The 21,185-nt window shown below is 36.4% G+C and carries 23 protein-coding genes; all 23 read left to right on the top strand.

Annotation, left to right across the window (positions count from 1 at the left end; all coding sequences use genetic code 11):
* Positions 1–95 precede the first annotated feature (95 nt).
* The 23 genes from topA to fliY all read left to right on the top strand — a co-directional run bounded on the left by topA (position 96) and on the right by fliY (position 21,172).
* The gene (topA, locus tag BCELL_RS12430; protein ID WP_013489103.1) at positions 96–2,168 is read left to right on the top strand and encodes a type I DNA topoisomerase; all 2,073 of its coding nucleotides are present in this window, start codon (positions 96–98) and stop codon (positions 2,166–2,168) included.
* A 110-nt stretch (positions 2,169–2,278) separates the two neighbouring features.
* Positions 2,279–3,586 carry an FADH(2)-oxidizing methylenetetrahydrofolate--tRNA-(uracil(54)-C(5))-methyltransferase TrmFO gene (gene trmFO / locus BCELL_RS12425; protein ID WP_041808962.1) on the top strand — a complete coding sequence of 436 codons (1,308 nt, stop codon included), beginning with the start codon at positions 2,279–2,281 and terminating at the stop codon, positions 3,584–3,586.
* 72 nt (positions 3,587–3,658) lie between these two features.
* Positions 3,659–4,552: a tyrosine recombinase XerC gene (xerC, locus tag BCELL_RS12420; RefSeq protein WP_013489101.1), complete on the top strand. Its 894-nt coding sequence runs from the start codon at positions 3,659–3,661 to the stop codon at positions 4,550–4,552.
* 30 nt (positions 4,553–4,582) lie between these two features.
* Positions 4,583–5,125 (top strand): ATP-dependent protease subunit HslV, encoded by a 543-nt coding sequence (hslV, locus tag BCELL_RS12415; protein ID WP_013489100.1) that lies wholly within the window; start codon positions 4,583–4,585, stop codon positions 5,123–5,125.
* A 61-nt stretch (positions 5,126–5,186) separates the two neighbouring features.
* The gene (gene hslU, locus BCELL_RS12410) at positions 5,187–6,584 is read left to right on the top strand and encodes an ATP-dependent protease ATPase subunit HslU (protein ID WP_013489099.1); all 1,398 of its coding nucleotides are present in this window, start codon (positions 5,187–5,189) and stop codon (positions 6,582–6,584) included.
* 18 nt (positions 6,585–6,602) lie between these two features.
* Positions 6,603–7,379, top strand: a complete 777-nt coding sequence (gene codY, locus BCELL_RS12405; protein ID WP_013489098.1) for a GTP-sensing pleiotropic transcriptional regulator CodY — start codon at positions 6,603–6,605, stop codon at positions 7,377–7,379.
* A 386-nt stretch (positions 7,380–7,765) separates the two neighbouring features.
* Positions 7,766–8,170 carry a flagellar basal body rod protein FlgB gene (gene flgB, locus BCELL_RS12400; protein WP_013489097.1) on the top strand — a complete coding sequence of 135 codons (405 nt, stop codon included), beginning with the start codon at positions 7,766–7,768 and terminating at the stop codon, positions 8,168–8,170.
* A 5-nt stretch (positions 8,171–8,175) separates the two neighbouring features.
* Complete coding sequence (gene flgC / locus BCELL_RS12395; protein ID WP_013489096.1) at positions 8,176–8,622, top strand: flagellar basal body rod protein FlgC; 447 nt, start codon at positions 8,176–8,178, stop codon at positions 8,620–8,622.
* A gap of 17 nt (positions 8,623–8,639) precedes the next feature.
* A complete protein-coding gene (fliE, locus tag BCELL_RS12390) occupies positions 8,640–8,948 on the top strand; it encodes a flagellar hook-basal body complex protein FliE (RefSeq protein ID WP_013489095.1) in 309 nt (102 codons plus the stop codon).
* 114 nt (positions 8,949–9,062) lie between these two features.
* A complete protein-coding gene (gene fliF / locus BCELL_RS12385) occupies positions 9,063–10,661 on the top strand; it encodes a flagellar basal-body MS-ring/collar protein FliF (protein ID WP_013489094.1) in 1,599 nt (532 codons plus the stop codon).
* 13 nt (positions 10,662–10,674) lie between these two features.
* Positions 10,675–11,685 carry a flagellar motor switch protein FliG gene (fliG, locus tag BCELL_RS12380; RefSeq protein WP_013489093.1) on the top strand — a complete coding sequence of 337 codons (1,011 nt, stop codon included), beginning with the start codon at positions 10,675–10,677 and terminating at the stop codon, positions 11,683–11,685.
* A complete protein-coding gene (fliH, locus tag BCELL_RS12375; RefSeq protein ID WP_013489092.1) occupies positions 11,678–12,469 on the top strand; it encodes a flagellar assembly protein FliH in 792 nt (263 codons plus the stop codon). Before fliG ends, fliH begins: the two co-directional genes overlap by 8 nt.
* A complete protein-coding gene (gene fliI, locus BCELL_RS12370) occupies positions 12,462–13,775 on the top strand; it encodes a flagellar protein export ATPase FliI (RefSeq protein WP_013489091.1) in 1,314 nt (437 codons plus the stop codon). The genes fliH and fliI overlap by 8 nt, the downstream gene beginning before the upstream one ends.
* A gap of 1 nt (position 13,776) precedes the next feature.
* A complete protein-coding gene (gene fliJ / locus BCELL_RS12365) occupies positions 13,777–14,214 on the top strand; it encodes a flagellar export protein FliJ (RefSeq protein WP_013489090.1) in 438 nt (145 codons plus the stop codon).
* A 13-nt stretch (positions 14,215–14,227) separates the two neighbouring features.
* Positions 14,228–14,800 (top strand): MotE family protein, encoded by a 573-nt coding sequence (locus BCELL_RS12360; protein WP_013489089.1) that lies wholly within the window; start codon positions 14,228–14,230, stop codon positions 14,798–14,800.
* A gap of 32 nt (positions 14,801–14,832) precedes the next feature.
* On the top strand, positions 14,833–16,035 hold the full coding sequence (locus BCELL_RS12355; RefSeq protein ID WP_013489088.1) for a flagellar hook-length control protein FliK: 1,203 nt from the start codon (positions 14,833–14,835) through the stop codon (positions 16,033–16,035).
* A gap of 9 nt (positions 16,036–16,044) precedes the next feature.
* A complete protein-coding gene (gene flgD, locus BCELL_RS12350; RefSeq protein ID WP_013489087.1) occupies positions 16,045–16,494 on the top strand; it encodes a flagellar hook assembly protein FlgD in 450 nt (149 codons plus the stop codon).
* An 18-nt stretch (positions 16,495–16,512) separates the two neighbouring features.
* Complete coding sequence (locus tag BCELL_RS12345) at positions 16,513–16,893, top strand: TIGR02530 family flagellar biosynthesis protein (RefSeq protein ID WP_013489086.1); 381 nt, start codon at positions 16,513–16,515, stop codon at positions 16,891–16,893.
* 84 nt (positions 16,894–16,977) lie between these two features.
* Positions 16,978–18,171, top strand: coding sequence for a flagellar hook protein FlgE (locus tag BCELL_RS12340; RefSeq protein ID WP_013489085.1), 1,194 nt, complete (start codon positions 16,978–16,980; stop codon positions 18,169–18,171).
* A gap of 91 nt (positions 18,172–18,262) precedes the next feature.
* Positions 18,263–18,487, top strand: a complete 225-nt coding sequence (locus tag BCELL_RS12335) for a flagellar FlbD family protein (RefSeq protein ID WP_013489084.1) — start codon at positions 18,263–18,265, stop codon at positions 18,485–18,487.
* 5 nt (positions 18,488–18,492) lie between these two features.
* Complete coding sequence (fliL, locus tag BCELL_RS12330; RefSeq protein ID WP_013489083.1) at positions 18,493–18,924, top strand: flagellar basal body-associated protein FliL; 432 nt, start codon at positions 18,493–18,495, stop codon at positions 18,922–18,924.
* Between the two features lie 60 nt (positions 18,925–18,984).
* Entirely contained in the window at positions 18,985–19,983 is a 999-nt protein-coding gene (gene fliM, locus BCELL_RS12325; RefSeq protein ID WP_013489082.1) for a flagellar motor switch protein FliM, read from the top strand.
* On the top strand, positions 19,976–21,172 hold the full coding sequence (gene fliY, locus BCELL_RS12320) for a flagellar motor switch phosphatase FliY (protein ID WP_013489081.1): 1,197 nt from the start codon (positions 19,976–19,978) through the stop codon (positions 21,170–21,172). Before fliM ends, fliY begins: the two co-directional genes overlap by 8 nt.
* Positions 21,173–21,185: the final 13 nt, after the last annotated feature.

The raw sequence follows: 21,185 nt of genomic DNA, 5'->3' as shown, positions 1-21,185 counted from the left end.
TGTAGACAATAAATGTTTGACAAACAAGGAAATTGTGTTTAATAATAGGGAAGATTTTAATAATAATTTACCTCTGAAGGGAGAGGAAGTAGGGTATGTCCGATTACTTAGTGATCGTGGAATCACCCGCTAAAGCGAAAACGATTGGAAAATACTTAGGGAAAAAATATGCTGTCAAAGCATCCATGGGACATGTTATTGATTTACCAAAAAGTCAAATGGGTGTTGATGTTGAAGAGGGATTCACACCTAAATACATAACGATTCGTGGGAAAGGGCCGATTCTAAAGGACTTAAAGGCTGCAGCTAAAAAAGCAAAACGCGTTTACCTTGCAGCCGACCCTGATCGTGAAGGGGAAGCTATCGCTTGGCATTTGGCACACAGTTTAAACATTGATGAAAAATCTGAGTGCAGAGTTGTATTTAATGAAATAACTAAACAAGCGATTAAGGATTCGTTTAAACGTCCTAGAACTATTAACATGAACTTAGTAGATGCACAGCAAGCCCGACGTGTATTAGATCGTCTCGTAGGGTATAACATAAGTCCACTATTATGGAAGAAAGTTAAAAAAGGTTTAAGTGCTGGTCGAGTACAATCAGTAGCTGTAAAGATGATTATTGACCGTGAAAAAGAAATAAACGCATTCGAACCAGAAGAATATTGGTCTATTGATGCAAAATTTGAAAAAGATGGGGAAGCTTTTGAAGCGAAATTCATTTCTAAAGATGGGGAGAAGCTTTCATTAAAATCAGAAAATGATGTCAAGGAAGTATTGAAAGCCTTGTCAGGGGAAAGTTTCCAAATAGAAAAGGTAAAAAAGCGTGAAAGAAAAAGAAATCCTGTCGTTCCGTTTACAACATCATCATTACAACAAGAAGCAGCTCGTAAGCTTAATTTCCGTGCCAAGAAAACGATGATGCTTGCTCAACAGTTATATGAAGGTATAGATATAGGGAAACTTGGAACTGTCGGTTTAATCACGTATATGAGAACTGATTCTACAAGGCTTTCCGAAACAGCTAAAGCTGAAGCTAAGACGTATATAGAATCTCATTATGGAAAAGAGTATGTTAACCAGCAAGAAGCAAAAACAAAGCAAAAATCAAACTCTCAAGATGCCCATGAGGCTATTCGACCAACGTCAGTTGATTTAGACCCTAAATCTGTAAAATCGTATTTAAGCAGGGACCAATTGCGTTTATACAAACTCATTTGGGAAAGAATGGTTGCTAGTCAAATGGCACCAGCCATATTAGATACAATGTCCGTAGATCTTGTTAATAATGGGGTAGCTTTTAGAGCAACTGGGTCTAAATTAAAATTTGCAGGTTTTATGAAAGTATATATTGAAGGAAACGATGATGGGAAAAAAGAAGAGGATCGTCTACTTCCAGAGATGAGCGAGGGTGAACAAGCAAAAGCGGAAGCGATTGATCCTAATCAACACTTTACACAACCACCACCACGATATACAGAAGCAAGACTTGTGAAAACAATGGAAGAGCTAGGCATAGGACGTCCATCCACATACGCACCAACATTAGATACAATTCAAAGAAGAGGCTATGTTGCACTTGAGGATAAACGTTTTATACCGACTGAATTAGGAGAAATTGTACTTGAATTGATTGAAGAATTTTTCCCAGAAATTTTAAATGTAACATTTACTGCAAAGATGGAAAATGACTTAGACTCTATAGAGGATGGAGAAGAAGAGTGGGTAAAGGTCATTGATGAATTTTATAGTGATTTTGAAAGACGATTAAAAACTGCTGAAGAAGAAATGAAAGAAGTTGAAATAAAAGATGAGCCAGCAGGAGAAGATTGTGAGAAGTGTGGACATGAAATGGTCTATAAAATGGGCCGTTTTGGGAAATTCATGGCTTGTTCAAACTTCCCTGACTGTCGTAATACTAAAGCGATTGTTAAGGATATAGGGGTAAAGTGTCCTGAATGTAAAGAGGGAAATGTTGTAGAACGTAAAAGTAAGAAAAGAAGAATTTTTTATGGATGTGACCGTTACCCAGAATGTGAATTCATTTCTTGGGACAAACCAATCGCAAGAAAATGTCCGAAATGCGAACATATGCTTGTGGAAAAGAAAACGAAAAAAGGCATACATGTTCAATGCTCAAAATGTGACTATAGAGAGGATCAAAACTAAGTAGTTGAAATTGTATAGATAATCATGTATAGTTTCCAACGGATACATGATTTTAAGCGATCGTGCAAGTACCTTAAAGGGTGCTTGCACTTGTCTACATAGGAGGTATTCTGTTGACACAACATGTGAATGTTATAGGTGCTGGTTTAGCTGGTAGTGAAGCAGCTTGGCAAATTGCAAAAAGAGGTATTCCAGTGCACTTATATGAAATGCGCCCTAAAAAGCAGACGCCAGCACATCATACTGATAAATTTGCGGAGCTTGTATGTAGTAACTCGCTCCGAGCTAATACATTAACAAATGCCGTTGGTGTACTTAAGGAAGAAATGAGAATTCTTGATTCTGTCATTATTCAGTCAGCTGACGATTGTTCTGTACCTGCTGGAGGTGCGCTAGCAGTTGACCGTCATGAATTTGCAGCGCTTGTAACAGAGCGAGTCAAAAACCATGAATTAGTAACAGTTTTTGAGGACGAGGTTACTGAAATACCAGAAGGACCGACGATTATTTGTACGGGACCATTAACTTCAGAAAGTTTATCTCATCGCCTAAAGGAACTGACGGGAGAAGAGTACTTATACTTTTACGATGCAGCAGCCCCAATAATCGATGCTGATTCCATAGATCGTAATAAAGTTTACTTGAAATCGCGTTACGATAAAGGCGAAGCTGCCTATCTAAATTGTCCGATGACTGAAGAAGAGTTTAATACGTTTTACGATGCGCTTATTGAAGCGGAAACAGTTCCTGTAAAGGAATTTGAAAAAGAAATGTTCTTTGAAGGATGTATGCCTGTAGAGGTTATGGCAAAGAGAGGGCGTAAAACGTTATTATTCGGACCGATGAAGCCAGTTGGTCTAGAAGATCCGAAAACAAATAAACGACCTTTTGCTGTTGTTCAGTTGCGACAAGATAATAGTTCAGGAACACTTTTTAATATTGTTGGATTTCAGACACATATGAAATGGGGGCCACAAAAAGAAGTGATTCAACTCATTCCTGGATTAGAAAATGCTGAAATTGTTAGGTTTGGTGTTATGCATAGAAATACATTTATAAATTCACCAAACTTATTAAAACCGACATATCAGTATAGAGATAGAGACGATTTGTTTTTTGCCGGTCAAATGACAGGCGTTGAAGGGTATGTGGAATCTGCAGCAGCGGGCCTGGTTGCGGGCATTAACGCTTCACGCTTAATACAAGAGAAAGAAACCGTTACTTTTCCAAATGAAACTGTCATAGGCTCAATGGCACAATACATTACTACAGCTAATCACAAAAATTTTCAGCCTATGAATGCTAACTTCGGTCTCTTACCACCATTTGAACAACGAATTAAAAACAAACAAGAGCGTAATGAGAAGCATGCTAATAGAGCATTGGAGACAATTCAGAATTTTGTGAAAAAAATGTAAAGTTTATTGAAAGAGCTACTGAATTATGATAAGATTTAGTAGCTCTTAAAGGTGTAATGAGGTGAAACTGGCATGGTTTCAGAATTAATAAAGCAATTTATCACTTATTTACAGTTAGAAAAACAAGCATCTAATCACACGACTTTGAATTATAAAAACGATATATTAGATTTTTATGCATTCACAAAATCTCTAAAAATTTCTACTTTTGTAGATGTGTCATACAATGATATTAGAGATTATTTAACTGTGCTCCATCAAAAAGCATATTCTCGAAATAGTATTGCAAGAAAAATATCAGCTTTGAGGTCGTTTTATTCTTTTTTAATGAGAGAAGAAATTGTAAAAGAAAACCCCTTTCAATCTGTAACAACACCAAAAGGGGGAAAAAGACTTCCTACCTTCTTTTTTGAAGAGGAGCTAGCGAAGCTGTTTGATTCTACTGATACATCAAAACCATTAGGTAAGAGAAATAATGCCATTTTAGAATTGTTATATGCTACGGGAATTCGTGTTAGTGAATGTGTTAGTTTGAACTTGATGGATTATGACAATGATATAGGTACATTGTTTGTTAGAGGAAAAGGGAAGAAAGAGAGATATGTGCCAGTTGGAAGCTTTGCAATGGAAGCGTTAAATGATTATTTAAACAATGGTAGACCACATCTCAGGTCTAATCAAACGAACAAAGACGCATTATTTGTAAATTACCGAGGTGGGCGGCTTTCTGATAGAAGTATTCGTACTATTCTAAACAATATTGTACGTGACGCGTCAACCGCATCTCGGATTAGTCCACATGTACTCAGGCATACATTTGCAACACACATGTTAAATGAGGGGGCAGATCTTAGAACTGTTCAGGAACTTTTAGGTCACAGTAGACTCTCCTCCACTCAAGTATATACACATGTAACAAAAGATCGATTAAGAGATGTTTATCGCTCCGCACACCCAAGAGCATAATGGTACATAGTTTTTAAAAGGAGGCATTCCATGGAACAAATTAGAGGCACGACTATTTTTGCAGTCAAGCATCAAGGGAAATGTGCAATGGCAGGAGATGGGCAAGTCACATTTGGTAATGCTGTAGTTATGAAACACACGGCAAAAAAAGTTCGTAAAATATACCGTGGTAAAGTTGTAGCTGGCTTTGCTGGCTCCGTAGCTGATGCGTTTACGCTTTTTGAAAAATTTGAGCAAAAATTAGAAGAGTTCAGTGGTAATTTACAGCGTGCTGCTGTTGAAATGGCAAAAGATTGGAGAAGTGATCGCGTTCTGCGAAAGCTTGAAGCGATGCTAATTGTAATGGACGAATCTAACTTATACCTAATTGCTGGTACTGGTGAGGTAATTGAACCAGATGACGGCATATTAGCAATAGGATCGGGTGGTCATTACGCATTAGCAGCAGGAAGGTCATTAAAAGAATATGCTCAACACTTAACAGCAAAGGAAATAGCTTATGCAGCTCTTAAAACAGCTGCAGACATTTGTGTGTATACAAATAGTGAAATTATTGTTGAGGAATTGAACTAGAATAAAAGGTTAAAGTGATCATCAATAAAACCTACCTCATTATAAAGGGAGGAAAACATAAATGAGTGAAACGTTAACACCACGTCAAATTGTAGAAAAGTTAAACCAATTTATTGTAGGTCAAGATAAAGCAAAAAAATCTGTTGCTGTTGCACTACGAAATCGTTATCGTCGGAGTCAATTAGATGAAGGGCTTAGAGAGGAAATTACCCCTAAAAATATTCTTATGATTGGACCTACTGGTGTTGGTAAAACAGAGATTGCTCGAAGGCTAGCAAAGTTAGTTGGGGCGCCATTTGTAAAAGTTGAGGCTACAAAATTTACGGAAGTAGGCTATGTTGGCCGAGACGTTGAATCAATGGTTCGTGATTTAGTAGAAACTTCGATTCGTATTGTTAAAGAGGAAAAAATGGCTCGTGTCAAAGTACAGGCAGAAAGAAATGCTAATCATCGACTAGTGGCATTATTAGTGCCAACACAAAAGAAAGAATCAAATTATCGAAATCCTTTAGAGATGCTTTTCCAAGGAAATCAAACTGAAGATCAAGATACTGAAGATGAGAGAGAAGAAGAATCTGTTAAGGATCGTCGTAGACGGGTAACGCAACAGCTAGCGAATGGAGAGCTTGAGGAAGAATATGTAACAGTGGAAGTAGACGAACAACAATCAAATTTCTTAGATATGTTCTCTGGCTCTGGCATGGAGCAAATGGGAATGAACATGCAAGAGATGCTAGGCGGTATGATGCCTAAAAAGAAGAAAAAAAGAAAACTGACAGTGAAAGAAGCGAGAAAAGTACTGACAGTCGATGAAGCTCAGAAGTTGATTGATATGGAGGAAGTAACACAAGATGCAGTTTCTAAAGCTGAACAATTGGGTATTATCTTCATAGATGAGATTGATAAGGTTGCTGGTAAAAGCCAACAACAATCTGTTGATGTGTCACGAGAAGGAGTGCAAAGGGACATTTTACCTATCGTTGAAGGATCAACAGTTGTTACAAAGTACGGACCTGTGAAAACAGACCATATCTTATTCGTTGCAGCTGGAGCATTCCATTTTTCAAAGCCATCAGATTTAATCCCTGAGCTGCAAGGACGCTTTCCGATTCGTGTAGAGTTATCAAGTTTAACAGTAGAAGATTTTGTTAGAATTCTTGTTGATCCTGATAACGCCCTTATTAAACAATATCAGGCACTTTTAGAAACGGAAGGAATAAAATTAAAATTTTCTGACGATGCTATTTATAAAATTGCCTTGATCGCCACAGAAGTTAACGAAGAGACTGAAAATATAGGTGCAAGACGACTTCATACGATATTGGAAAAGCTTCTTGAAGACTTATCATTCGAAGCATCAGAGGTTACGTTAGATGAGGTAGTCATAACGAGTGAATATGTAGAGGAAAAATTACAAGATGTAGCAAAAAATCGCGATCTTAGTCAATATATTTTATAACCTTTAGGAGGAGAAGAAATGGATTTATTATCAAAAACAAGAAAGATAAATGATTTACTTCAAAAGAGTGGTGTACAATCGGTAAACTTTAAAGATATGGCTGTAACACTTAGAGATGTTATTGAAGCTAATATTTTTATTGTTAGTCGGCGTGGGAAGCTATTAGGATACTCGATCAAGCAAGAAATCGAAAATCCGCGTATGAAGCAAATGTTAGAAGAAAGACAGTTTCCTGAAGAATATACAAATGGATTATTCAAAGTGGAAGAGACTTCTTCAAATTTAGATATTAATAGTCAATTTACCGCATTCCCGGTAGAAAATAAAGACCTATTTGCAAAAGGATTGACTACTATTGTTCCTATTAGTGGTGGAGGGCAACGCTTAGGAACTTTAATTTTGGCGAGGTTAGAGCAATCTTTTGATAATGATGATCTTCTCCTTGCTGAATATGGAGCAACTGTAGTTGGAATGGAAATATTACATGAGAAAACAGAGGAAATTGAGCAAGAAGCCCGTAGTAAAGCCGTTGTGCAGATGGCGATTAGTTCTTTATCATATAGTGAGTTAGAGGCTGTTGAGCATATCTTTGAAGAACTTGATGGTAATGAAGGTCTTTTAGTTGCAAGTAAAATAGCCGATAGAGTAGGAATTACTCGCTCGGTAATTGTAAATGCATTAAGAAAACTTGAAAGTGCTGGTGTAATTGAATCAAGGTCACTAGGTATGAAAGGTACGTATATAAAAGTATTAAACAATAAATTTTTGCTTGAATTAGATAAATTAAAAAATTAGTAAATATTATGAACTCGCTCTCGCAGCGAGTTTTTTTATTTGAAAATGTACTTTTAACTAATATGTTCACAAGTTGTAATTATTTTCTTGTAAAAAATATAACTTTTTTTCCTAAAAAACGACATAAAACACTTTATTTCGATTATAATGATGTTTGTGTTATACGAAGTATAAAGCAACGGACTAGTAAGAATAGACTATTTGATAACAAATGACTAGTTACTATGACTATATTCATACATTAGAAGTAGGCCTTTTATATTAACCTAAACACAATTTAATAAGTTTGATACACAACAGTCATTTTTAAGATAAAATATGTCTAGAAACGAGAAAAATATCGTAATTTGTAGAAAAAGCATTTATTAGATTTCAAGGAGGACGTAATGAATTTATTTAACAATTCTACCACTTCTTTACTCGAAACCGCTTTGTCAGCATCAATGACACGCCATAATACTATTGCGCAAAATATTGCAAATGTGGATACACCAAACTATAAAGCGAAAAAAGCAGTATTCTCGCATGAACTAAATTCAGCTATGAATAATCAACGTTTAGCGGCAAACCGTACTGATGCAAGGCACATAGAGTTCAGTTCAAGAAATAGCACTGACGAGGTTCAAGTAATAGAGAGGAACAATACACAATATAACCACAACGGTAACAATGTAGATGTCGATTTAGAAATGGCAGAGCTAGCAAAAAATCAAATTTATTACAATACGCTTATTGATCGCATGAACGGAAGATTTAATTCAATTAGGACAGCAATTGGACAAGGGAGGTAATAGGAATGTCTATCTTTCATGGAATTAATACATCTGCATCTGCGTTAACGGCCCAAAGACTTAGAATGGATGTTGTCTCTTCGAATATGGCTAATGCGGATACAACAAGAGCAAGATTAGTAGATGGTGAATGGCAACCATATAGACGAAAAATGGTAGTTCTAGAACAAAATGGTAGTGGGTTTTCATCCCATTTAGATAAAGCGATGGGAAAAACACATGGTAACGGTGTGAAGGTGAGAGAAATTGTTGAAGACGAAACGCCTTTTCGATTAGTATTCCAACCGGATCATCCTGATGCTAATGAAGATGGGTATGTTGAACTGCCGAATGTTGATCCACTTAAAGAAATGATTGACTTAATGAGTGCTACTAGAAGTTATGAAGCAAATGTAACGACTTTGGATGCACATAAAAATATGTTATTAAAAGCACTTGAAATCGGCAGATAATATAAAAGGAAGTGAAAATGTTGGAATTAGCAGCACTACAAAATTTGAACTCAATTATGAAGCCGCAACAAACAATGAAACCGGATATAAAGCCTTATGAGGCACAAGATAGCTTTAAGAAAATGCTAAGTAACGCAATTCAAAATACAAACGATGCTCAAGTTAATTCACAGATGATGACTGAACGATTAGTACGTGGGGAAAATGTTGATCTCCATGATGTTTTAATTACCGCAGAAAAAGCTAGTGTAACACTTCAAACAACGGTAGAAATTAGGAATAAGGCAATTGAAGCTTACCAAGAGATTATGAGAATGCAAGTTTAATTTTAGTGCTATTCATATCTATATAACTATTATCGGACTTTTTGCTTGCTACTTTAATACAATTTTTGATTTTTTTTACAAATTGATTATTGACTGCAAAATGTGGGAGGAAACATGAACGAAAAGATAGTAACATACAAAAATAAATCAATAGAATTCTGGCAGGGAAGAACAAAGAGACAACGAGGCCTTTTAGTTACTACTATTTTACTTATCCTGTTAGTTTTCCTGGCGTTCATGTGGTTTGGTTCTCGTACTAATTATGTACCTCTTTATTCAAACTTGACTGTTCAGGAGACAGGGGAGATTAAGAATACCCTTGATGCCAGAGGTGTACCTTCAGAGGTAAGTAGTGATGGTACATCAATTTTAGTTCCAGAGGCACAAGTGAACGAATTAAAAGTGAGCTTAGCTGCGGAAGGATTACCTAATAGTGGAAGAATCGACTATTCAACGTTTAGTGAAAATATGGGATTCGGAACGACAGACAATACATTTAACCTTTTAGAGCGTGCAGCTTTACAAACTTCAATTGAAGATCTAATAAGGAATATCGATGGTGTAAGAAATGCGCAAGTAATGATTACACTACCCGAAGAAAGTGTTTGGCTTTCGGATGACCGAGAAGCTGCTACAGCATCAGTTTTATTAAACCTTGATCACGGTTATAGTTTAGATCAGAACCAAGTGCGAGCACTGTATCATTTAGTATCGCGTAGTATTCCGAATCTACCAGTTGAAAACATAGTCATGATGGATCAAATGTCTCGTTATTTAGAGTTAGATGATCAGACGACTACTGTAGATTCATCTTTGACGATATATGAACAGCAAAGACAAATTCAACGGGATATTGAACGAGACTTGCAACGACAAGTACAACAAATGCTAGGAACAATGGTTGGGACAGATAAAGTGCTAGTTACTGTTTCGACTGACTTGGATTTTACTCAAGAAAATCGCCAGGAACAATTAGTGACGCCAGTAAATGAAGAAGATATGTCTGGAATTGCAGTGAGTATTGAGCGAATTACAGAAACATATACAGGCCAAGAGTTAGCTGATGGTGGTGTAGCAGGAACTGGTGAAACTGATATACCAGGTTATCCAGGAGTTGGAAACGGTGGAGTAGGCGACTATGAGAAAATGGAAGAGCGAATTAACAACGATGTTAACCGTATCCAAAGAGAAATTGTTGAAAGTCCATATAAAATAAGAGATATTGCAATTCAAGTCATGCTTGAACCACAAGTACTCGAAGATGCTACACCTGAGCAGTTACAGCAAGAGCAAGAAAGAGTGAATGCTGTACAACAGATGCTTGGGCAAATTGTACGTACATCTATTGACGCAGAATATACTGCACAGTGGGAAGAGGAAGATATAGATTCACGTATTTTTGTATCTTCACAGCAATTCTTTGGGAAACCAGATATACCAGAGCCTCCAAGCAATATTCCTTTTTGGTATTACATTGTTGGTGGTTTAGTACTTCTTATTTTAATATTAATTATTTTGTTATTCCGTAAAGGAAAGCCATCAGAAGAGTTAGATATGATGGAGGTAGTTGAGCAATCAGGAAACAATGAGATAGAACCAATTAAAGAAAAAGATACTGAAGGAAACCAACGAAGAAAGCAACTTGAAAAATTGGCTAAAGATAAGCCGGAAGAGTTTTCAAAGCTTATAAGAACATGGTTATCTGAGGACTAAAGGAGGAAGCGGAGTGGCGAAAAAGAAGCAATTAACAGGACGAGAGAAAGCCGCCATTTTACTAATCTCTTTAGGTCCTGATGTATCTGCGAAAGTATATAAGCACTTATCAGAAGAAGAGATTGAAAAGTTAACGCTTGAAATTGCTGGTGTTCGAAAAGTAGATAATGATACGAAGGAAGACATCGTGGATCAATTTCACCAGTTAGCAATGGCGCAGGAGTATATTACGCAAGGTGGTATTGGGTATGCAAAAGATGTGCTTGAAAAAGCTTTAGGTGAAGACGAGGCAATGCAAATTATTAGTAGATTAACATCTACTTTACAAGTCCGTCCATTTGACTTTGCTAGAAAAGCAGATCCAGCGCAGATTTTGAATTTTATACAAAATGAGCACCCACAGACAATTGCACTTATATTATCTTATTTGGATAGTGAACAGGCCGGACAAATCCTTTCAGCTTTACCTCAAGAAGTACAAGCTAATGTAGCAAAACGTATTGCAGTAATGGACAGTACATCTCCAGAGATCGTTAGCGAAGTGGAAAGTATTTTAGAGAGGAAACTTTCAACAACTGTTACACAAGATTATACACAGGCTGGTGGAATTGAAGCAGTTGTGGAAGTGTTAAATAGCGTTGATAGAAGCACTGAGAGAACGATTCTAGATGCATTGGAAATTCAAGATCCAGAGCTTGCTGAGGAAATTAAGAAGCGTATGTTTGTATTTGAAGATATCGTGACGCTTGATAACCGATCTATTCAACGAGTGATTCGTGATGTTGAAAATGAAGATCTACAATTAGCATTAAAAGTTTCTAGTGATGAAGTGAAGGAAGTCGTCTTCAATAACATGTCTCAACGTATGGTAGAAACATTTAAAGAAGAGATGGAATTTATGGGACCTGTCAGGTTGAGAGATGTTGAAGAAGCACAAACGAGAATTGTTGCGGTAATTAGACGATTAGAAGAAACTGGAGAGATAGTCATTGCTCGTGGTGGAGGAGACGATATCATTGTCTAAATTAATTAAGTCTAAAAATGCCAAGCAAATAGATGAGAGTAGAAAAGAAATAAAGCTTCGTACTATCTCTTATGTGCGTAAAAATCAATCTTCGCTGACACCAGATAATAATGATTCAGCAAGTGACGTTCACTATTTAGAACAGAAGATTACAGATGCTAATTTAGAGGCTGAGCAAATTCTTGCAAATGCTAAAAATGAAGTGGAGAGATGGCAGGAAGATTTAAAGCAGGCTGAAGCAAATATGCAAGTAGAGGCAGAGCAACGATTTCAAGAGGCTGAGGAAAATGGCAGAAGACAAGGGTATGAAATTGGCCTTCAAGAAGCACATCAACAATATGCAGAGAAAATAGAAAAAGCTAGAAGCATAGTTTCAAAAGCAAAAGAAGATGCCCTAAACCATATTGAGCATGCCGAAAAAATAATGTTAGATCTTTCGATTAAAGTAGCACAGAAAATTGTCGGCTCTACTATACAATCTAATCAAGAATCTTGGTTGTATGTATTAAAAGAAGCCATTTCAGAAGTACGGTTACAAGAAGAGATTAGAGTATATGTACATCCAGAAAGATATGAAAAAACATTACAGCATAAAGAAGAGTTAATGCAAATAGCAACACATACTAGACAATTATATATATACCCGAGAGAGGACCTAGATGAGGATGGCTGTCTAGTGGAAACGCCATTCGGGCTAATGGAAGCTAGCATTGATAACCAGTTGTCACAGTTAAAAATAGGGTTACTAGAAAAGCTCAAAGAAGGTGAAGGTAACCGTGTTTAACAATTTAATTCAAGAAGTGGACAACTTATCATCTTTTAAGCATTATGGAAAAGTTTCACAAGTTGTTGGCTTAATGATTGAGTCAAAAGGACCTCGTGTATCCGTAGGTGATATATGTTATATATTAGTCGGAAAAACGAAACCTTTTCGAAAAATTATGGTTGAGGTTGTCGGGTTTAGAGACGAAAATGTATTACTTATGCCATTTGATGCAACAACTGAAATTGCTCCTGGAAGCTTAGTGGAAGCAACAAACAAGCCTTTACAAATAAAAATAGGCACAAGTTTAGTAGGTCAAGTTGTTGATGGATTAGGGCGTCCATTAGATCATACTGAGTTGAAGAATGGCTTAACAAACTTCCCTACGGATAATACGCCACCTAATCCATTAAAAAGGCCAAGAATTACGGAAGCGTTAAGCTTAGGAATAAGAGCTATTGATGGCTTGTTCACCGTAGGTAAAGGCCAAAGAATTGGGATTTTTGCTGGAAGTGGTGTGGGGAAGAGTACATTAATGGCAATGATTGCCAAGAACTCAGAGGCTGATATTAACGTCATAGCATTAATTGGCGAACGGGGGCGCGAAGTTCGTGATTTTGTAGAAAGAGATTTAAACGAGGACGGTTTAAAAAACACAATTGTTGTTGTTGCGACTTCTGATCAACCGGCGTTAATGAGAATAAAAGGGGCTATGACAGCAACAGCGATAGCTGAATTCTTTCGAAATCAGGGGTTAAACGTCAATCTTATGATGGATTCTGTAACAAGAGTGGCGATGGCACAGCGTGAAATTGGTTTAGCTGTTGGTGAGCCGCCAACTACGAAAGGGTATACGCCATCAGTATTTGCTACTCTTCCAAAGCTTCTAGAACGAAGTGGTACAAATGAATACGGGACAATAACTGCATTTTATACAGTATTAGTAGATGGCGATGACTTAAATGAACCTATTGCCGATACAGTAAGAGGTATATTAGATGGGCACTTAGTGTTAGACCGAAAGCTCGCAAACAAAGGGCAGTTTCCAGCTATTAACGTATTAACAAGTATAAGTCGACTTATGAACGATCTTGTTACACCTGAACATAAGTTAGCTGCCGATAAAGTTAGAAACTACTTATCACAATATTATGATTCTGAAGATCTAATTAGTATTGGCGCATACAAAAGAGGTACTAATAAAGATTTGGATGAGGCAATTAAACTATACCCTCAAGTAATCAATTATATAAAGCAAGATCTACATGAACAAATTACTATTGATGATGCTGTAAGACATTTAATTAGTGAATTTGGAGGACAATAATATGCCTTTTCAATATGGATTACAAAAAGTGCTTGAAGTGAAAGAGCATGAAAAGACAGAAGCTGAACTTGCATATAGAGACTCAATGAACCATTTTGAAAATGTTGCAACAGAGTTGTATCATCAGCTGAAAAAAAAAGAAGATTTATTAATGGCGTATGACGAAAAATTAAAGAGCGGCATTCCAATTGGAAATATTCAGCATATACAAGATACCCTTCAGTTTCTGCAAAAAGAAATTAATCATTTACAAAGAGAGACACAACGAACGAGAGATGTGATGAATGCAAAGCAGCAAAAGCTATCATTAAAAACTGTCGATGTAAAAAAATATGAAAAAATGAAAGAACGAAAGTTTGAGTTATATAAATTGAATGAAGCTAGATTAGATAATTCATTTTTGGATGAGTTATCTATACAGCAATTTATGAAACGATGAAATAGGTGAACATATGAGTGAAAACCACAAGGAGAGTAAATGGCAATATTTCTTAATGGTGATATTAATTCCTATTATTTTTGCCATTATTTTAGCAGGTGTATTATTGCATACGACAGGTATAATGAATGTTGGTGAACGCCTACAACAAACTGTTTCTTTCTTACCTTTTATTGATAGCGAGGAGCAGGTTGAAGAAGGTGAAGATGAAGAGGGCTTTTCCTTAGAAGAAGAAATTGCAAACTTAGAGCGTGAGGTATCTAGTTACGCTTCCCAAATTTACCAATTAGAGCTTGATTTAGAAGATAGAGAAGCTCAGATTACACTCCTAGAAGATCAATTATCCACAATGGAGGAACACGGGGAAGATGTTATTGACGAAGATATAGTTGTAACTGATATAAAAGAGATTATCCGAACATTAGAAGCAATGTCAGCTTCAAAAGCCGCAAATATTCTTAGTGAAATGACGAACGAGGAAGCTGCTACGTATTTAAGAATGATGAAAGTAGATACAAAGTCTCAAATCATTAGTAGATTAGACCCAGCTGATGCAGCAGAGATAATAACGATATTGTCTGAATAGAACAGTCATTAATTGAAGGGAGGTGAGAAAAGGTGATCATTCCACAAATGCAACTGATGAATCAAGTTAACTCAAAAATCCCTGAAAAGGATTCGATGGTTGAGGGCAATACTGTAGTCAGTTTTGATGAGCTTCTGTCATCTCTTTTGCATGGTGAAGGTGATTCAAACTTGCCAAATGGTAGTTCAATGAAACTCTCAGATGAAATAAACGCTTTAAGAGAGTTATTACTGTTGTATGCAAAAAATAACGAATCAAAAGTAGACGATTATGATAGTCAATTATTTCATGATTTAACGATAAGTGACTTTATCGATGTCCTGAGGAATACTTCAGATGTTGCAAAAGAGACTTTAGATGAAGCGAAGACGGTTATAGATGTAGATTTTCAGGTTGAAAAATTCGTCGACATGATTCTATCTGGTGTCATTAACGAGCAAATCCAACAAAATCAACTACTACCGAGCGAGAACGTGATAAAGACAGTTGAAGATGTGTTTAAAGTTACGCTACATGATGAAAGTGTAAAGTCGTGGCAAGACATGTTAAGGCAAATGGCGTCTCAATATGAGAAATTTAATAATGCTGTCAGATCTGATCATACAGTTAGTTCGATATTGAATAATTTAAACCATGCATTCGATGAAAATAAGCTATTAGCGCAAGTTTATGCCACTTCATTAAAGCAAACGGATCAAGGGGTGGCTAGTAGTACACCTGTTCTAGCATTCGACTTAAGTAATAGCCACATGTCTCGTTTGCAGCAAATGGTTGTTCAACATGGACAAGCTAACAACGCAACACCTACAGAGCAACAGTTTATTAGACAGATAGAAACATTACTTTCTCGAAGTCAATTTAAAAATCTAAGTAATGGCATGCAACAATTAAGCTTAAAGCTTCATCCGCAATCTTTAGGTAGACTAGATATAACGATTCAACAGCTGAATGGTGTGTTAGTAGCAAAAATGATGACAACAACAGCAATTGCTCGTGAATTAATGGAAGGCCAATTGCACCAATTAAAGCATGCTTTACAATCACAAAATATCCAAGTAGAACGAATTGAGATAACACAGCAGCAACATACACAAAATCAAGCTGCTAAAGACAATCCTGAAGAACGACATCAGCAGGGCGAACATTCCCCTCAAACAACTGAACAGGATGAAGGGGAAGAAGAATTAGAGAGCTTTCTAGAATTGTTAGAAGAAACGATAAACATGAATGCTTAGGAGGTTTTTATGCCTAATACTATTAATGATAGTTTGTATTTATCAGACTTTCAAAAACAGCAAAAAGCAAGAAATACTGGTGATTTAGATAAGGATGCTTTTTTAAGAATTTTAATTACACAACTACAAAATCAAGACCCACTTAACCCAATGGAAGACAAAGAGTTTATTGCACAAATGGCGCAATTTACATCACTTGAACAAATGACAAATATGAATACGAATTTACAAAAGTTCCTTGATTCCCATCAAAACCAATTTGTTTCCCATAGCGAGTTAATCGGGAAAGAAGTTCAATGGGAGAGAGAACGAGTAAATGAGGACGGATCTAAAAGGATGGAAGTTGTAGAAGGTGTTGTAACATCTGTTAAATTTCAAAATGGATCTGCATCTTTAGTTATTGATGATCAGCATACAGTTTCAACAAAGGATATACAGGTGATTAAATCGGCGAAATAAATGTTTGGAGGGGTATTTATGAATCACAAGATCATGCCTCACCATATGCAGCAATTATTGCATAAGCCAATATCGAAGCAAAAGCAAGTAAATAAGTCTGATGTGTCATTCCAAACAATCTTGAATCAATCTCTTGATCAAAGCTCGTTAAAAATAAGTAAACATGCAGAAAAAAGACTTCAAGAAAGAGGGATTCAAATTCCTAGCGAAAAATGGGATGAAATTCACTCAAAAGTGATGGAAGCACAAACAAAAGGTGTTAATGACTCATTAGTTTTAACTAACGATATTGCATTAGTTGTCAGTGCGAAAAATGAAACAGTAATTACTGCAATGGATAGAAGTGAAGCACAATCTCAAATTTTCACAAATATAAATGGTGCTATATTAATGGATTAAATAAAATGGCTGGACCGTAAGGAAGTCATATGCTGTTAAACGATGGAGACAGCAAAAACACATTTGATGGAAGGGGTAAAAAAAATGATTCGAGCAATGTATGCAGGAATTGGTGGTATGAAAAGCTTTCAAACGAAGCTAGATGTTGTCGGAAACAATATTGCAAATGTAAATACTTCAGGATTTAAAAAAGGACGGGTGACTTTTCAAGATTTAGTGAGTCAACAAATGTCAGGAGCAGCAACACCAACGGACAATCGTGGTGGTATTAACCCAATGCAGGTAGGACTAGGTACTTCAATGGGTTCAATAGATACTATTCATACGCAAGGCTCACTCCAGACAACAGGACGAGACTTAGATATAGGGATTACTGGAGATGGATTTTTCATCGTCAACGATGGAGGACAATCATATTATTCACGTGCAGGTAACTTCTACTTAGACGAGAACGGAGACTTAGTAAATGCTAATGGATTAAGAGTTCAAGGCTATTCTGTAGTAGATGGCGAGTTAGACACAAACACTTTAGGGCCATTACAGATTGCTTCTGGTCAATTAATTCCTCCACAAGCGACGGATGAAGCGCAGTTTAAAGGTAATTTAAATTCAGAAACACAGGTTGGAGAAACAGTGAATGTACCTTATCCAGTAATAGACTCCTTAGGGAATATGCATTATTTAGAACTAACATTTCAAAAGCAAGCTGGAAATGAATGGACAGTTCAAGCTGGAGGACAAGCTTTAGGAAATGTGAATTTTGGTAATGACGGTTCATTTGTAGCGGCAGATGATATGACGGTTAACTTTAATCCTGGAAACAACGCCAATCCTTTAAATATCGAATTAGACTTTTCAAGAATGTCTCAATATGCTCGAAATTCAACAGCAGATATTCATTACGTTTCAGGTAATGTGGATGGTACCCTAGAAAGCTATAGCATATCCCAAGCTGGAGAAATTATGGGTGTTTTCTCTAATGGTGAAGTTCGCTTATTAGGACAAATTGCTTTAGCAACTTTCAATAACCCTGGTGGTCTTTCTAAATCTGGGAATAATTTGTATATGGTATCAAACAACTCTGGTAACCCTCAAGTTGGCTTAGCTGGTGATGGAGGGAGAGGAATGTTAACAGGTGCATCTCTTGAAATGTCAAATGTTGATCTTTCTGAAGAATTTACTGAAATGATCGTAGCGCAACGTGGTTTTCAAGCAAATACAAGAATGATCACTACTTCTGATGAAATACTGCAAGAATTAGTAAATCTGAAGCGTTAATATAGGTTAAGGAGGTGTATCAAGCGCCATTTACTTTGGTACATCTTCTCCCTTTTTAAGGAGGTGAATGTGGCAGTTCGCCAATGAATAAATGATTGAATTAACACGTTTAAACAATGACAAATTTATATTGAATGCATTATATATCGAGCAAATACAAGCATTTCCAGACACAACTATTTCACTTACAAATGGTAAAAAGATTGTTGTGCAAGAAAAAGAATGTGAAGTGTTGGAAAAGGCAAATCTTTTTTATCAAAATATAGGGCTTACATCCTTAAATGTTAAATCAATACAACAATCTGAGGAAGGGTGAAGAAAATGGTGAAAAATCGCTTAGTCAATATTATGTTAATCATATTAATCACCCTGACTCTTATTGGTGTGTTAGCAACAGTATTGTATACGCAAGTTTTTCAGGAAACGAGAGCTGAAGGGGAACCAACAATAGACGATATTTTAAAGGTTTCTGTGGAAACGGAAGAAATAACGACAAACTTATTGTCAAATCATATTATTCGAACGCAATTTGTTATTCAGCTAGATAATGATGATGCTGTAAATGAGTTCCAAAAAAGAGATTTTCAAGTTGAAAACATTATTATACAAGAGCTCTCAGATATGAGAGAAAGCGACTTTAGAGGGTCTGAGGGAATAGTAAAGATGCAAAATGGTATAAAGAAAAGAATAAATGAAATAATGCAGAGTGGTGAAGTAGTCGAAGTTTATATGAATAAACGAATGATTCAATAACAACTACTTTGTACACTATATTAAGCTACATGAAAGTAAGTAAAGAGAGGTGAGGCTCCTTTGGCAGATGTCTTATCACAAGGTGAAATTGATGCCTTATTATCAGCACTATCTACAGGTGAGATGGACGCTGATGAATTAAAAAAAGAAGAAACGCAGAAAAAAATAAAAGTATATGATTTTAAGCGAGCCCTCCGGTTTTCAAAAGATCAGATTCGAAGTTTAACGAGAATCCATGAAAATTATGCTAGGTTATTAACGACTCAATTATCAGCTCAATTAAGAACATATGTACAAGTAGCGGTAGCTTCTGTTGACCAGTTACCATATGATGAGTTCATTCGTTCCGTACCTAAAATGACGATATTAAATGTATTTGAGCCTTTTCCATTAGATGGGCGCTTTGTTATCGAGGTCAACCCTAATATCGCTTACGCTATGCTTGATCGTATGCTAGGTGGCCAAGGAGAAGCATTAAATAAAGTCGAAAGTTTAACGGAAATAGAAACGAAAATACTTTCTCAACTATTTCAAAGGTCACTTGAAACTTTAAGGGAAGCATGGGAGTCGGTTGTGGATTTAGACCCTGTAATGGATGAAATCGAGGTCAACCCGCAATTTCTACAGCTAGTATCACCAAACGAAACGGTTGTAGTTATATCGCTTTCGACGACTATCGGAGAAGCATCGGGAATGATGAATATTTGCTTACCACACGTTGTAATAGAATCTATCCTACCGAAGCTATCGATCCATTTATGGATGCAGCAAAAGAAAAAGGATAGACAGCCAGGTGAATTGTCAGCACTTGAAAAGAACTTAAAACAGGCACCATTAGATGTGATAGTAGAGCTTGGTCAATCGCAAATTTCTATAGCAGAGTTTTTACAACTAGGTGAAAATGACGTTATCGAGCTAAATCAAACTATTGATGACCCACTGCTTGTTAAATTAGGAAACGAGCCAAAATACTATTCGCAACCTGGAAAGGTGAAAGGTAAGCTCGCTGTACAAATTACCGACAGTATTGTGAAGGAAGGTGAGAGTGACGATGAGTGATATGCTATCGCAAGAAGAAATTAATGCACTTCTAAATGGTATTAACTTAGACGAGGATGACAAAGATACAGAAGAAAAACAAGAGAGTACAATTAATATAGAGGACTATCTCTCTAGTATTGAACAGGATGCACTAGGAGAAATTGGGAATATTTCTTTTGGAAGTTCGGCAACAGCTCTGTCGACATTATTAAATCAAAAGGTTGATATAACAACACCTAGAGTATCTATTGTAAAAAGCTCTGAACTTGATCAACAATTTCCAAAACCACACATCGCCGTCTCAGTTCAGTACACTGTAGGATTTGAAGGAATGAACTTATTAGTAATTAAAAATACTGATGCTGCAATCATTGCGGATTTAATGTTAGGGAATGACGGTACGAATGCTGGTGAAGAACTAGGGGAAATGCAAATTAGTGCAGTTCAGGAAGCGATGAATCAAATGATGGGATCTGCTTCTACCTCTATGTCACAAATATTTAATAAACGAGTCGATATTTCTCCTCCGGATGTAGAGCAATTAAATTTAAAAGAGGATCCTGATAAAGTTACATTTCCAGACGATGACGTTATGTTACAAATATCATTTGATTTAAAAGTAGGAACTTTAATAGATTCAAAGATTATGCAATTAGTAAGCGTTGAATTTGCTAAAGATATGGTTGACCAGTTATTAAATCCTGAACCAATTGAAGACATTACAGAAAAGGATGCTAATGTGAACACTCAACCTGTAGAGGAAACAGTTACGCAGCAAGCATTCCCACAGACAAACGAACAGCCACAAATGGATGCGACTAATCAACATCAATCTGCAAGACAAGAGCCTCAATTTGTTTCGAATGGTTCAAGGCTTCCAGATCGGTCTGCAGAAGTGCAACCAGCAGCTTTTTCTAATTTTGAAACACCACAATTAGGAAATAATGAGGCAAAAAACCTCGACATGCTACTCGATATTCCATTAGAAGTGACTGTTGAGCTTGGAAGAACAAAAAGGTCTATTAAAGATATATTAGAGCTTACTCAAGGGTCTATTATCGAATTGGATAAACTTGCTGGAGAACCAGTTGATATACTTGTAAACCAGCGATTGATTGCTAAAGGTGAAGTTGTTGTCATCGATGAAAACTTTGGAGTTCGAGTGACAGATATTGTTAGTAAACGAGAGAGACTAAATAATTTATAATATAATTACTACA

Source organism: Evansella cellulosilytica DSM 2522 (assembly GCF_000177235.2).
Classification (GTDB): domain Bacteria; phylum Bacillota; class Bacilli; order Bacillales; family Salisediminibacteriaceae; genus Evansella; species Evansella cellulosilytica.
This window is presented reverse-complemented; position numbering and strand designations above follow the sequence as displayed.